The organism is Novosphingobium sp. BL-A-41-Hi4B-X5A, assembly GCF_055521705.1.
The window spans coordinates 2,939,670-2,953,309 of the sequence record NZ_CM145500.1 but is presented as its reverse complement, the minus strand read 5'-3'; the positions used below and the strand labels follow the sequence as shown (position 1 = coordinate 2,953,309).

Sequence of the window (13,640 nt, the reverse complement as noted above, 5' to 3'; positions counted from 1 at the left end):
TTTCTGTGCAATCGGGTCATGCTGGTACTGCGATGATCAGCGGCAGCGACAGCGAGGTCCTGCCCACCTGCCGTATGCTGAAGCGGTGCGCCTCCGTCGCGATGCCCAAGCCTGAAACCTGCGCGGCAGTCAGCTGCAGGTGCGGCTCAGCCGTGTTCCAGGCAAGGTTCACTGCCTCCGCAGTGCCATAAGTGATCTGCCAGAGTTCCTGGGGCTCGTTCAGCGGGAGGTCGAGCTCATCCAGCCATGCCCAGCCGCCGCGGGCGCGCCTGATCCAGTCCAGTTGCATCCCTCCATCGGCAAGGCGTCTGGCCCGCCCATGCACAGGGGCCAATGGTCGCAAGCCGATGCCACGGTTGATCACCTCGGTGGTGACGACTTCCGGGTCACCACGCCCGAGCGCCGCGATTTCGAGACCTTCGGCAACGTCCGCTGGATCGATTTTTGTCAGAGCATCATCGATCAGCACGAAGTGTTCGCCGATGGCATGGCTGGCGATGGCCGCCTCGGTCCCCCCACGCCCGCGAAGCAGACCGCTGAGCCGCCAGGTCCCGCTGGAAAGCCTTTCTGCGCGCGAAAACTGGATGAGCTCGGATCCAAGGTATGCAAGATTGCTGCCCTGCATCAATTGGGCCCAGGTTGCGTTAGCTAACGCTGCATCCTGCGGCACAAGTGCCACATCGACCGTAGCACTCGCATCGAAGATCAGCGGCGTCCCCTTGGGCAATTGCGTAAGGCTTCGCCCCAAGACCGCACGGCGCCGACCTGTCGATCCAATTGCCGCTAGCTGCCCGTCGCTCATCTGGACGAACAAGGCGGCACCAGTCCACCCGGCGCTCGGCGATGAAGCAGCCACCCGAAGCTTGACCGTGGTCGGATCGCCCACGCCGTCCCAAGGCAATTCAAAAGCTGCGAGCGACGTAGGCCCCGGTTGCAGATCAAGAGCTTGGTTGGCCCTGCCCGGATCGCTGATCGCGGTATCCACAGGAGCAGATGGAGGCACCGCCACCAGATCCAGCATGACCCCGTCTGCCTGCCATTCCCATTGCTCCACCCGCCACCGGCCTTCGGTGACGGGAGTTGTCACCACGGCACCGGGAGCAAAGGCATGATCGATCTCGGTTATGCGGTAACGAAGCGTGTCGCGCGCAATCGTCCGTCGGCGCGCTGCACGATCCGCGATGACGCTCGCTTCGGCAGCCGTCATTGCCGCCGGGAGTTCGATGGTAGCCACGTCTCCGGGGGCACTGCGGCCAATGCTGCGTTGCAGACCGGGCTGGTAGTCCCGCCCGATATCGTAGTAGCGGACCGCACATTGCTGTGAAACCGGAAGGGCATCGCGCCGACGCGACCAGCCGCTGGCACGCGCATCCTCGGCGGATTCGCCTCCGGCGCATGGCTGCGGCAAACAAAGGGAATTGTCCTGGCCGTCGTCGCCAAGCCGGAAGCGCAACTTCTCGTCGGCCACAGTGCAGGCAATCGGCGACAGTTCGGCCAGCGTGGCCACCGCATCAGCCACGCCGCCCTGCTCGACCGAATATCCCGCCAGCGTGAGCGAACCGAGGCCCGAGGCGTCGGCCGTCGGCAGCAGGAACTGCACGACCTCGGCCGCACTGACCGCGCCTTCATCGGCCAGAATTTCGAAGGTCAGGGAAGGTAGACGATTGCCGAAATCCGCCAGTTCGAGATCCTCGAACACGACGTACGCAATGCTGCGATAAGCAGGATTTAGCGCTTCCCCTTCGGCCTGCACGAGCAACGGGTCAGGAGCCTGGTCGGCATAGCCCTGATGCACGCGGACGCTTCCGCCCACTTTCAGATCGCCGGCTGCACCGCGCAACAGGTTGCCGTCAGCCCAGATGCGGCCGATCCCCGCGATGGGCCTGCTCGATACGGCGACTGCAAAGGACGCGGTGTAGGTATAGCTGGTGACAGAGGGCTGCCCTTTCCCGCCACCGTTCTTCTGCTTGTGCTCGACCAGTTCAGTCGACCAGATCACGCTGCCCGACGAACGGATCCGGCCGAAATGCATCGGCAATGCCGACCCATAACTGGAAGTCTGGACCGACAGTTCCTTGAGCCTTGACCCCTCGACCTTGCGCTTGCCGAATACCGCGCCGTCGATCTGCTGTCCCAGCAGCGCGCCGATCGCACCGCCCAGCGGCCCGCCGAACGCGGTACCCACGGCGGTAAGAAGCAGGGTTGCCATCGCAATCAATCCTTCTCGTCTGCCAGTCGCCATTGCAGGCTGACCGGCCATGGAAGCGATCCGGGCAGGAACGTCACTCGCCCCAACGAAGCGTGGGCATGAACGAAGCCGCCAGGTACGCGCACCGCCAGATGCGATTGCACCGCCCCGACCCGGCACAGCACGATATCGCCCTCTTCCGCACATTCCGTCAGCCCGCTTGCCGCGGCGCAGCGCAGGAACCGCGCCACACTGGTAGAACGCAGGGCATAGCCCTCCGGCGGATCAGGCCGCCGCCCGGCGCGGCGCAGTGCTTCGGCCACCAGTCCCACGCAATCGAGGCCCGTGGCCGGATCGCGGCCGTGCAGCCGGAACGGCACGCCCAACAGGCCCAGCGCCGCCTCGGCAAGCGCCCCGCTCATCCTTGCGCAGCCGGATAACGGGTAAGCAGGTCGTTGCCGGGAAGGTATGGCTCGCCCTGGAAGTTCACGGCATTGCCGAACCGCGCCGAACAGGTGGCGATCGTGTGATCGCAGCCTTCGCGCAGCAGCACCCGCTGCCCCGCCGCCGCATCGTCCGCCAAGGGCCGTTCGAGTACGAGCCAGCCATCATCCACCGCGCGCACGCGCAGCACCGCCCCGGCATCGCCACCGTCGACCGGCCTCAGCCAACCGAAAGCGAAATCAGCCGGCGTAATGCCGCCGACCCTCACCCACTGCCGGCCCGCCCCCACCTCGGTCAACGTGGCCTCATGCGTGAAGCGCGCCGACGAAAGCGTGCAGCCATCACCGCAGAATTCGGCGCGACAGGTGGGCGACGTGCGCGGCACCAGGTCGCGCGCCAGCACCTGCTTGAGCGATTCCAGCTCGGCCGAGAACTGCTCCCCCTCGCGGCCGACCGATCCGATCGTCCCGGTGAACAGCGTCTCGAACTCGAGGCTTTCCCAATCGACCAGCCCCATCGCCACGCGCGCACCGTCAAAGCGCCCGCCGGCAAGGTCCGCCTCGCCGATCGCATCGTGGGCCAGCGCGCCCGAAACTTCCGCCGAGTCCGTCTCAAGCGTGGCTGTCCGACGCACCGCCGATGGCACCATGCCCGGCGCCGTCCTATGGCGAAGCCCGGCGAATACCAGGTCGCGGTCATGGCTGGTGAAGCCCTGCGCCACACCGTCGCGCCGCTCGATCCGCCACCACACCGCCACGGTCTCGAGCGACTGGCTGAACCAGGTCCGGCTCATGCGTCTTCTCGCAGTTCGACCAATGGCACGCTCGGTGCTTCGCCAGCGGCAAACTCCGCGCCCGAGATGTCGAGACGATCCTCGGCAAAACGCACCGGCACGTCGAAATAGAAGCCTGCCCGCACCACAGACCCTGCCGCCGGTGCCGTCGCAAAGACCAGCACGCCTTTGGCATCGAGCGAGAAGTCGCCGGTTTCCGCACTGTTCACGCTAACCCGCAGCGATTCCGCGCGCGGCCGGGTGATCCGACGCTTCTGCGCATCGCCGCCCTCGCCATAGTGCTTGACCAGGGCAAAGCGCGAGGTCGCGCCGTCACCCGTCCCCAGCACCTGATCCATCGGCGTCGGCACCCCGGTCATACCATTGGAGCTGAAGTCCGAAGGATCGCGCAGGCGGAACCCTCGCGCCTGCCCGCGCCGCGCCCGGAAGAACGCAATCAGTTCGCCCAGCTCGGCCTCCGAGCGCACCCCCGGCCCCACATCGAAGCGCAGCCGCGCGTCCGACCACAGGCTGTTGCGCCGCTCGAAACCCGAAGCCGTGATCGTGACATTGGTCGAAAACTCCGGCGTCACCGAAGCATCGCGTCCCAACGCCAGCGGGAACAGGACATCGTCGAAGGATTGCATGGTCTCGTCTCCGCTCATGTCGGGAAGCCGGGTAAAGCCATCGCGTGAAACCTGCGGCAGCGCCCAGATGAAGGTCTCCGCAACGCCAAGGCCCACCGCCTCGCTTGCTGCAGCGTCAATGCGCGCCCAGTCGCTCGCAGCGTTCTCAGGCAGCAGGACGAACCCGGACAGATAATGCTGCTGCGATCGCGAATAGCCCAGCCGTGCTTCGGCGATCACGCGCGCCTTGGCCCGCAGCGCATCCTTGCCCGCTGTCACCCAGTCGTAGTCTTCCAGCTGCAGCACGTCGAAAGCAGGCGAAGCCCAGCCAACCGGCAGGTTCGCGCGATAAGCCTCGGGCGTCACAGGATCGAGCACGGTCGGCAGGAACGCCAGCAGCAGCGTCTCCGCCCCCGCGCCACCCGCAGCCGCCTTCACCGCAGCGGCGAGATCCGCCGTCGATTGCGCCAGCAAGGCCCCTGCCTGATCGAGCAGGCTCTTCTGTGCCGCGCTGAGAGTCTCGCCCATGTCCGGAATGTTCACCGGACTGCCGCCAAACGCCGCCTTCGCCGCATCGTCATAGATGCAGATGCGCCGGTCCTGCGTCACCCACCACCACGGCTCGCCCACCTGGTGCCGCACCGGAAGGCCTGCGCCCTGCAACAGGCCAACCAGCGCCACGCCCACCTTGCGCACCCAAGCCATCGCCTGTGCGTTCGCAGGCGAAAGCAGCGCCGATGGCGGCACCCATCCGGTCCGCGCCGGGGTTCCGTCCCACGCCTTCTGCTGCCACGCTGCCGGGCAGTTCTGCGCCAGCACCTCGTATGATTGCGAGGCAATCACGGTCTGCCCCATCGCCTTCGCCCCGGCAAGGAACGCCTCGTGCCATGTCTGCGCCGCCGGATTAATCGCCGGCTGCCAGGGATCGACCACGAACCCGCCAGCGCCATCCGGCACCAGCGAATAGAAGTGGCTCATGCCGATGTAATGGTTGATGCTCCCGCGATAGCCGAGGCCCCTGATCTGCCGCAGCAGTCGCGCCGGCGTCAGGTTGTAGGCATCGTCATAGCCGGTGCACATGGCAAGGCCGTGCGGCGGGACCATCACATCGCCCAGTTCCAGCATCGGCTTGTGTCCCTGGCAGGAAATGCCCGAAAGCTCCGCCCACCCCGCTGCCGAAGTGGCAAACGGCGTCGCATCACCGGCAGCGTAAGCCGGCGCCACCAGCGAGATGAACAACCGGTCGATGTCCGCTGGATGCACAGGGTCAGCTTCGGCAGGCAGCAGAAACCCGCCATCAAGTTCCGAGAACTTCAGCGTGATCTGCGCGTCGGTCGGAGTTCCGCTGGCATAGTTCCACAGCCGCACGTACCACGCCCGCGCATTGCCATCCGCATCGCGTCCCTCGATCGTCAGCGTCGGCCCGTTCACGGCATCCAGCGGCAGGACACCCGCAGAGCGCCACCGAAATGAAAGCGTCAGCCGCGAATAATCGCGCCGCGTTTCATAGGCCAGCAGCGGGTGATCCCACTTGTCCTCGGATTCCCAGATCAGGCCGACAAGATCGTCCGCCTTGCGAAACACCGCATCGACCCGCAATGCATCGGGTGCGGTCGTCACCACCGAAGCCAGTGCCGGCCTTGGGAAATTCACCGTCCAAAAGCGCGGATCGAAGCGCTGGATCGTGTCGGTCTGCTGCACCGTGCGGCGCTTTGCCAGCCAGTAACTCATCGCCGGTTCCCCGCCTGATCAGAATTCGTTGAGAGCGCGGCGCACCGCCTGCGCCACCTGCTTGCCCGATCGGCGCAAGCTTTCGGGCTGGTGGCTGCCTTGCGGGCTGACAATGCGGATCGAGACGTTGACGTCGCGCCCCCGGCCACCACCAACCGAAGGCTCCACCCGCCCTGCTGACGTCGGCACGAACAGCTCCGGCCCCCGCTCGCCCACCAGATAGCCCCTGCCTGGAGCCACCGGCCCGCCGGTTGCACGCCCCGGCAAACCGAAGATCGACGAGACCAGCCCCGTCAGCAACCCGCCGATCCCGCCCGATTGCGCGCCAGTCGCGCCGCCAATCGAGCCGATCCCGGCCTGCACGGCCTGCGCGGCAATGTCGCCAACCACGTTCAGCGCCACGCGCCGCAGGTCCTCGAAGCCCAGCGAGCCGCGCCGGATCGCGCCCAGCAGGCCCCGCTCCAGTGTGTCGCCCGCCCGCCCGAAACCATCCACCAGGATCGAATCGAAGCTCCCGCGCATCTGCGCCACGTCCGCTGTGAAGCCTGAGGTATTGGCGCGCACGTCGATCATCAGCGTGTCGAGTTCATCCGTCACGGTCTTGCTCCATCAGTCTGTCGATCATGCTGCGATCCACGCCTTCGCCATCGGGCGCCCGCATCGCGGCAAGGATCGTGGCCAGCTCCTCGGGTGTCGCTGCCCAGAACCGGTGCGGCGGCCAGCCAAGCAGCAGCGCGGCCTGTCCCGATAACCGCGCTGCCACTTTGCCGAAGGTGCCGCTCATCCGCCGCCCTTCAGCACCTGCACGATCAGTGCACGCAGCACCGGCGTACAGGCGGCCAAGCCCTCGCGCGCCACCGCCTCGGCAAAGTCGGCGCGTTCCAGTCCGTTGCGATCGCGCAAGGCATGCCAGAACAGTGCGACCATCTCGGCCAGCCGCAGCTGCCCGGCGCTCGCCCGCTCGACCAGTGCGAACAGCGATCCCAGTTCTTCTTCGGCGGCCACCAGCGCGCCGAATGTCGGGCGCAGCACCAGCGGCTGACCGCCAAGCGAAAGCACCGCTTCACCCCGGTGCGGGTTGGCTGCTTCAGCCATCAGACCTGCGCCACCACGCCCGAGCTTTCGAGCGTCATCGTGTAATTGCGCTCGCCGTTGAAATCGCCCGAGTAATCGAGCCGCTGCACAAGGAACTTGCCCCGCATCTTCTCGCCACCCTCGAACGAAAGCTCATAGTCGGCGATCGTCCCGGAAAGCGCATTGCCGCGCACCTGGCCCTCGGCCGCGCTGCCAAGGAAGATGCCCGCCGCGCTGACCGTCACCGAACGCGTGCCCGCGCCTGAAAGCAGCTCGCGCCACCCGCCTGAATCTTTCGAGGTAATCACCACCGCCTCGCCGTTGATCGACATCTGCGTGGTGCGCAGGCCCGCCACGGTGTTGTAGGTCGGCGTTGCCGCGCCATCGCTGATCTTCAGCAGAAAGGCGCTTCCCTTCTGTGCTGCCATGTCGGTTCTCCTTCAAACAGAATGAGGTGTCAGGCCGCCATCACGCGCGCCCGGTATTCCAGCACGACCACTCGCAGCGCTTCGCCGCGCTGCTCGGCCCGCGCTTTCAGCATCGCCATGCTGGCAATGCGGAAACCACTCGCAGTCTGGTCGTAGGGCAGGCTCTCGACCCGAGCCTCGATCGCCGCGACCAGCGCTGCGCCGCCCAGCGGATCGTCGCTGCGGAAGTTCAGCTCCAGCGCCACGCGGATCTCGCGGCCTGCCAGCGTCTTGGTGCCCCAGTTGGTGCTCGCGCTCGCCGTCAGCGCCAGCCACGGCAAGGCCACGCGCGAAGGTGCTTCCTCAACCACGGCATTGAGCGCCGCGCCCAATGCCGGATCGCTCGCCAGCCAGTCGATCAAAGCGGCTCGAAAGGGAATTTCCATCGCCTATTCCTTTCCAAACAGCGGCCACAGCAAACCGGAAATGCGCCAGCGCGCTGCACTCCTGCCTTTCGCCAGCATTGCCGCCCGCGCCTTGGCCAGCGCCTCGGCCTTCTCGGTCAGCCGCCGAACCAGCCCGGCGCCGTCGGCCCGCGCCTCGATCATGCGAGGCGCATCCGCCGCCACGGCCGCCACAGCGCCGCGACCACCGCCGGCGGCAGCGTTGCCGCCTTCTTCTCGTCGTCACGCGCGCGGTGCTGGTGCGCGGCTAGGCGGATCACGCCATGGCGGATCGCCTCGGGCAGAGTTGTCCAATCAGCGGCAAGACCCGCAACATAGGTCACCACCACCCGCGTCTGGTCGATTGGTCGGCGCAACCGCACCAGGCCGGTGCCATCGGCACGGATGTCCAGCTCGTAATCGGTCGAAGCCAGCGCCGTGCGCAGGCCGGCGGTGCTGAGCCCCGCCATCGCGGTGATCGCGGTGACCGGTCGGGCCGAAAGTGCCTGCCAGTCGCCGCTGGCTTCCAGCATGTCCTCGCAGCCCGATTGCAGCGGCATCGTGCCGGTAAAGCCTTCGCACACGTCAAACGCGGCGCGCATCAGCGCGGCAAGCTCGCCATCGTCGGCGGTCCGGGTAATCCCGAGCCAGGCCTTCAGTTCGCTAAGCGCCGCCGAGGCCACGGCTGGCGGCGCGACAATTGCCCGCATCATGGCAATCTCCGGTCATCTTGGAAGGAAAGGGGGCCTGCGGCGGCAGGGGGAGGAACCGCCGCAGGCATCCGGAGGATTTCAGGCCTCCGGAAAGATCAGCCAGGCGTCGATCAGGCCGTGATTCTCAGCAGCTTGATCGCGTCGCTGTCCATCACCTGCCCGCCGACACGGCGGGTGGCATAGAACTGGACGTAGGGCTTGTTGGTATAAGGATCGCGCAGGATCGTGGTCTGGCGACGCTCCGCGATCAGGTAGCCGGCCTTGAAGTTGCCGAACGCGATCGGGAAGGCGTTGGCCGCCACGTCCGGCATGTCCTCGGCCTCGATCACCGGATAGCCGAGCAGGCGATCGGGCTGGCCCTGCACCAGGCCCGGCTGCCACAGGAATGCGCCGTCCGCGGTCTTGAGCTTGCGGATCGTCGCCAGCGTGGTCGAGTTCATCACCCACACCGCGCCCTGGCGCAGCGGTGCCTTCATCTGGAACACCAGGTCGATCAGCTTGGCATCCGGCGCGCTGTCAAAGCCAGAGGCATTGCCCGAACCCACGAACTGCAGCGAACCGAACGCGCGCGTATTGTCGCCCGCCGTGCTCATCGTCGCACCAAGGAAGCCCTTGGGCTGGTTGGTGCCGGTGCCGTTGATGAACGCCGCACCTTCGGCGCGGGCGAATTCGGTCGCGATCTCGTTCGCGAGCCAGCTCTCCACATCGAACGCCGCATCGTCGAGCATCGCCTGCGTCGCCGAGGGGTTGGCATAGAGCTCACCGGTCGGCGGCAGGATTTCGGCCAGCTTCGGGCTTGCCGTTTCCGGACGTGCGCCGGTCTCGCTGACCCAGCCCGAAGCCGCGCCGCCGATCGAGATCAGGCGGCGGAAGCCCGAAGTGCCGGTACGCACGACATTGGCAACCGAACGGATCGGGCTGATCTCGACCAGACGGCGCGCGATCATCTCGTCGATCTGCTGCGGTACGGCAAAGCCGCCATCGGCTGCCACCGTGCCCGAAAGCGCCTTCAGCTCGGTCTCGCGGCCATGGCGGATATAGCCGTCGACAAAGCCTTTCTGCTCCTGCCCGCCTTCGGCACCACCGGCCAGCATCGGACGCACCGCCATGCGGCCCGCCCGCTCGATCCGGCCCTTCACTTCCTCCACCTCGCTGCGCAGCGCGGCGATGGCGGCATCATGCGCATCCTGGCGCTCGACGATGTCGAACGATTCAGCGATGGCATCCGCCTTGGTTTCGATCTCCAGATTATCCATGTGGCTCAACGTCCTTTCTGCATGAAACAGGTCGCACGGGACCGCGCGGCCCATCGGGGACTTCGGTTTCGGAAAAATCAGGCCGTTTCCGGCTCGACGAAATGCACGCGCGCCAGTGGCTGCATCGGCCGGGTCACCAGGCTCACCTCGAACAGGTCGAGATCCTCCAGCTCGCGCCCGCCCGGCAGCGCCCGGCCCTTGAGCACGCGGTAGCCGAACGACAGACCGTCCACGGCCCCGTCCTTGAGCGCCCGCGCCGCTGCCGAATCCGCAGCATCGATCCGCGCCACGACACGCAAACCCCGCTCGTCCTCGCCCGCGCTTTCGATCCAGCCGATGCGCTGGTCCGGGCGGTGCTGCCACAGCAGCGGCAGCTTCAGCCCTTCGGCCAGCCTGCGCTCGAGACTGCCCTTGAATGCGCCCGGCAGGATCGTATCCCCGCCGCTGTCGCGCTTGCGGAAGATCGCGGCATAGCCGGCAAACCGCACCGGGCCGCTCATCGCACCAGCTCCGTCAGGCCAAGGCGCATCGCAATGCCCAGCAGCAGCAGCGCCAACAGGCCCCGCACCACCCAGGTCACCACGGCCTTCCACGCGCTCGCCTTGGCATCGCGCCAGGCGCCCAGCAGCTGGCGAAGCTCGGCCATGTCGGTCAGCGCATGATCGTCGGCCAGCCCCATCCGGCTCAGCACCCGCGCCGCGCCGAGGTCCGAAGCCTCCTCCACGATCGCCCGCAAGGTGACGAGATCGCCGCCCTCGTCCTCGGCCTGCGCGACCAGCCGCGCCAGCATGTCCTCGCGCGTCATGCCTGCACCTCACCGATCCCGAGAAGAGAGCGCTTCTCGTCAGCCGAAAGGAAGTCCGCGCCCGAAACCTGCGCCCACAATCGCTCGCGATCCTCGGCCAGTGCCGGCACCGCATCGAGATCGACGCTCAACGCCGCCCCCTTGAACGATCCCGCCAAGCCCTCGGCCAGCGCGGAAAGCACCTTCCCCGCCAGCGGCAGCAGCGTCAGCCGCCACAGCGCCCGGTTCGCCTCGCGATAGTTGGCGTACGTATTGTCGCCGGGAATCCCCAGCAGCATCGGCGGCACCCCGAAGGCCAGCGCGATGTCGCGCGCCGCCGCTGCCTTCAGCGTGGCAAAGTCCATGTCCGCCGGGGTCAGCGCCAGCGCCTGCCACCTGAGGCCGCCTTCCAGCAACATCGGCCGCCCGGCATTGCCCATGCCCGAATAGGCCGCCGTCAGTTCAGCCTTGATCCGCTCGAACTGGTCGGCCGAAAGCGCCGCCCCCGGCTCGCCCGGATCATAGACCAGCGCCCCCGAAGGCCGCGCCGCGTTCTCCAGCAGGCTTCGGTTCCAGCCCGCCGCCGCATTGTGGATCGCCACGGCCTCCTCCGCCGCTTCCAGGCACCCTGCGCCATAGTGATCGTCGAGGGGGTGGAAGTGCTTCACATGGATCAGGTTGGGCCGGCCAAAGTCGTCCGCGGCGTCAATGCGCATCGCCTTCTCGCCCACCTTGTAGGCAAAGGCCGCGGGCCAGCCCGCCGCATCGGGAATAACCGTCACCCGCTCGGGCCGCAGCGCAAACAGTTCCACCGGCACCCCGTCGGCGTCGCGCAGCACCTGCACATAGGCATTGCCGTGCAGCATGAGATGCGCCGCCAGCGTCTCGATCAGCGGCTGGCCCGCACTGGTCTCACCGATCAGCGCCAGCAGTTCGGGCTGCGAAGCCTTGACCGGCGCCCCGCCGATCCCCTCGGCCACCAGCCGCACCGCGCGCTGTGCCACGGGATTGCGCAAGTAAGCCTCGCGGATCGCCACGGGATAGTTGATCGGCCCGCGAGCGGCATCCCCGCGCCAGTCCGAGGCGGCAATCCACGGCGAGACGAAACTGCGCCCCAGCGGCGCCCGCGGCGTCACCGCCTCGCCCTTGAAGGCAGCAGCAAGCGATTGAAAGAACGACATAGTCTGCCTTTCATGATGAAACTGAACGACCGCGCTTAAGGCGCACTTCTCCGCCCCTCCCGCAGGCGGGAGGGCGCACTTCTCTTCTCCCCTCCCGCAGGCGGGAGGGGTCGGGGGTGGGCAAGCGGCACAAACCAGGCAGCCCCACCAAAACCTTCAATCAAACCAGATGCGCGGCTCCGCCTGTTGCCCCAGCATCAGCTCGGTCAGCGCCCAGACACAGGCATCCGCCCGGTCCGGAGATCGCCCCGGCCCCTGATATTCTCCGCCCGGCATCATTCCGCACAACTCGTCCTCCAGCCTTGCGAACATCCCGGCATGGCGCACCCGCCCCGCTTCATAGAGCGCCGCCACCGGCTCGGCCCGCGCCGCCTTGCCGCGGCTCGCATGGACAAGGCGCAGGGGCAGGTTCGCCTGTGCCGCACGCAGCACCGCACTCACCATTTCGCCCCCCTGGTTCGCCTCGGCCACCACCCGGTCAGCCGACCAGGCCTGCGCGGCATTGACGACGGCGCGGGCCCAGCGCTCGGGACTGGCCTGTTCCACCGAACAATCGGCCAGCACCCGGGCGATCCGGTCATCCCCGATGCCGCAGACCACGATCCCGCAAGCATCACCGTGCGCGCTGGCCGGAGGGTCCACCCCGATCACGATCCGCGTACACGGCGGCGCCACGTCCTCGCGGCCCCCTTCGATCAGGCGGCGGCTCCACAGCGCGCCGGCCAGATCCTCGATCATTTCGCCCAGCAGTTCCTGCCGTCCCAGCATGGTCCCGCCAAAGGTCTTGCGCATCGCCTCGATGAAGCGCTCGGGCAGGTTCGCGGCATTGTCGAACGTCGTCCCGCGCGTCACCACCACATCTTCACGCTGGCCCACGATCCGCGCCACCAGTGGCACCGGGCGCGGCGTAGTCGTCGCCACCAGCCTGGGATCGCTCCCCAGCCGCAGCCCCATCAGCAGGTTGTCCCAGGTCGAAAGCGCCCGGTTCGACATGTTGTCCCACTTGGCAATCTCGTCGCACCAGGCATGGCTGTGCTGCGGCCCGCGCAAAGCTTCCGGCTCGCCCGCCGAATAGAGGAAGGCCTGCGCCCCGTTCGGCCAGGTCAGGCGCCGGACCGAGCTTTCATAGGTCGGCCGCCGCCATGGTGCCCCGATCGAAAGCAGCCCGCTCTCGCCTTCCACCATCACGCTGCGCGCTTCGTGGAGCGATGATCCGATCAGCGCAATCCGTGCCTCCGGATCGGTCTCGGCCACACCGCGCACCCATTCCGCACCCAGTCGCGTCTTGCCGAACCCGCGCCCGGCCATGACCAGCCACACCCGCCAATCGTCGTGCGGGGCAAGCTGGTTTTCCCGCGCCCAGGTCCGCCAGTCAAACGGCCACTCGGTAATCTCCTTCTCGTCCAGTCCTTCGACGAAAGCGGCAATGCGCTCGGGGCTTGCTTCGGACAGCCAGTCCAGCAGCGCCCGCTCAGCCATGCGCGCTCACATCGCAGGCGGCCGTCTGGCGCTGGCGATACACTTCCTCGCGGATCTGCAGCAGTTTGGCGTGAAGCGATCTGCGCACCGCTTCCACGTCGGCATTGTCGCGGATCGCCCGCTCGCGCGCCACGGTGTCGCGGTGCTGCGAAAGCAGCCGCAGCGCCGTCGCATTGTCGAACTTGGCGCCGTCCTTCGGCTCGCCAAAGCGCAGGCGATGCAGCACCTCGATCTCCAGCAGGTCGTAGCCCTCGCACAGCGCCTCGCGCCACCGCGCGGCAAACTCGCCATCGTCGCGCTTGTCCTTGTACGCCCGCGATGCCGGAATTTCCGCCGCCGCCGCCGCCGCCGTCACGTTCGATGTTTCGGCCAGCACGGCAAGGAACACCGGTCGCCAAGGCCTGTTGCTCTTCCTCGTCTTCGGCGGCTGCGCAGGTTCCAGTTCCCCATGGGGAACGTCCACGCACGCGGCCTCCGCACATGACTCATCGGCACCCGGCTGCACTTTCGGCTTGGCCATGCGGACCATCCCTTTCGGAATT

At 67.2% G+C, this 13,640-nt stretch carries 17 protein-coding genes; all 17 read right to left on the bottom strand.

Going from position 1 to position 13,640, the window contains the following annotated elements; all coding sequences use genetic code 11:
- Window positions 1-16: 16 nt before the first annotated feature.
- Window positions 17-2,209, bottom strand: coding sequence for a phage tail protein (locus ACZ1JY_RS14360; RefSeq protein ID WP_465129736.1), 2,193 nt, complete (start codon window positions 2,207-2,209; stop codon window positions 17-19).
- Window positions 2,210-2,214: 5 nt separating this feature from the next.
- Window positions 2,215-2,610, bottom strand: coding sequence for an NlpC/P60 family protein (locus ACZ1JY_RS14355; RefSeq protein WP_465129735.1), 396 nt, complete (start codon window positions 2,608-2,610; stop codon window positions 2,215-2,217).
- Complete coding sequence (locus ACZ1JY_RS14350) at window positions 2,607-3,425, bottom strand: DUF2163 domain-containing protein (RefSeq protein WP_168902859.1); 819 nt, start codon at window positions 3,423-3,425, stop codon at window positions 2,607-2,609. Before ACZ1JY_RS14350 ends, ACZ1JY_RS14355 begins: the two co-directional genes overlap by 4 nt.
- A complete protein-coding gene (locus ACZ1JY_RS14345) occupies window positions 3,422-5,761 on the bottom strand; it encodes a DUF2460 domain-containing protein (protein ID WP_465129734.1) in 2,340 nt (779 codons plus the stop codon). The genes ACZ1JY_RS14350 and ACZ1JY_RS14345 overlap by 4 nt, the downstream gene beginning before the upstream one ends.
- Window positions 5,762-5,779: 18 nt before the next feature.
- On the bottom strand, window positions 5,780-6,358 hold the full coding sequence (locus ACZ1JY_RS14340; protein WP_465129733.1) for a tail tape measure protein: 579 nt from the start codon (window positions 6,356-6,358) through the stop codon (window positions 5,780-5,782).
- Window positions 6,348-6,545 carry a phage tail assembly chaperone gene (locus ACZ1JY_RS14335; RefSeq protein WP_168902862.1) on the bottom strand — a complete coding sequence of 66 codons (198 nt, stop codon included), beginning with the start codon at window positions 6,543-6,545 and terminating at the stop codon, window positions 6,348-6,350. The genes ACZ1JY_RS14340 and ACZ1JY_RS14335 overlap by 11 nt, the downstream gene beginning before the upstream one ends.
- Entirely contained in the window at window positions 6,542-6,856 is a 315-nt protein-coding gene (locus ACZ1JY_RS14330) for a gene transfer agent family protein (protein WP_206065474.1), read from the bottom strand. The genes ACZ1JY_RS14335 and ACZ1JY_RS14330 overlap by 4 nt, the downstream gene beginning before the upstream one ends.
- Window positions 6,856-7,263, bottom strand: a complete 408-nt coding sequence (locus tag ACZ1JY_RS14325; protein ID WP_168902863.1) for a phage major tail protein, TP901-1 family — start codon at window positions 7,261-7,263, stop codon at window positions 6,856-6,858. The genes ACZ1JY_RS14330 and ACZ1JY_RS14325 overlap by 1 nt, the downstream gene beginning before the upstream one ends.
- A 29-nt stretch (window positions 7,264-7,292) precedes the next feature.
- Window positions 7,293-7,688, bottom strand: a complete 396-nt coding sequence (locus ACZ1JY_RS14320; protein ID WP_168902864.1) for a DUF3168 domain-containing protein — start codon at window positions 7,686-7,688, stop codon at window positions 7,293-7,295.
- A gap of 3 nt (window positions 7,689-7,691) precedes the next feature.
- Window positions 7,692-7,850: a hypothetical protein gene (locus ACZ1JY_RS14315; protein ID WP_168902865.1), complete on the bottom strand. Its 159-nt coding sequence runs from the start codon at window positions 7,848-7,850 to the stop codon at window positions 7,692-7,694.
- On the bottom strand, window positions 7,847-8,398 hold the full coding sequence (locus ACZ1JY_RS14310) for a head-tail connector protein (protein ID WP_465129732.1): 552 nt from the start codon (window positions 8,396-8,398) through the stop codon (window positions 7,847-7,849). The genes ACZ1JY_RS14315 and ACZ1JY_RS14310 overlap by 4 nt, the downstream gene beginning before the upstream one ends.
- Window positions 8,399-8,508: 110 nt before the next feature.
- Window positions 8,509-9,654, bottom strand: coding sequence for a phage major capsid protein (locus ACZ1JY_RS14305; RefSeq protein WP_465129731.1), 1,146 nt, complete (start codon window positions 9,652-9,654; stop codon window positions 8,509-8,511).
- Between the two features lie 77 nt (window positions 9,655-9,731).
- Window positions 9,732-10,154 (bottom strand): HK97 family phage prohead protease, encoded by a 423-nt coding sequence (locus tag ACZ1JY_RS14300; protein WP_465129730.1) that lies wholly within the window; start codon window positions 10,152-10,154, stop codon window positions 9,732-9,734.
- Window positions 10,151-10,459, bottom strand: coding sequence for a DUF6127 family protein (locus ACZ1JY_RS14295; protein ID WP_168902869.1), 309 nt, complete (start codon window positions 10,457-10,459; stop codon window positions 10,151-10,153). Before ACZ1JY_RS14295 ends, ACZ1JY_RS14300 begins: the two co-directional genes overlap by 4 nt.
- Window positions 10,456-11,619, bottom strand: coding sequence for a phage portal protein (locus ACZ1JY_RS14290; RefSeq protein WP_168902870.1), 1,164 nt, complete (start codon window positions 11,617-11,619; stop codon window positions 10,456-10,458). The genes ACZ1JY_RS14295 and ACZ1JY_RS14290 overlap by 4 nt, the downstream gene beginning before the upstream one ends.
- 156 nt (window positions 11,620-11,775) lie before the next feature.
- Window positions 11,776-13,098 (bottom strand): DNA-packaging protein, encoded by a 1,323-nt coding sequence (locus tag ACZ1JY_RS14285; protein WP_465129729.1) that lies wholly within the window; start codon window positions 13,096-13,098, stop codon window positions 11,776-11,778.
- Complete coding sequence (locus ACZ1JY_RS14280; protein ID WP_465129728.1) at window positions 13,091-13,618, bottom strand: hypothetical protein; 528 nt, start codon at window positions 13,616-13,618, stop codon at window positions 13,091-13,093. The genes ACZ1JY_RS14285 and ACZ1JY_RS14280 overlap by 8 nt, the downstream gene beginning before the upstream one ends.
- Window positions 13,619-13,640: the final 22 nt, after the last annotated feature.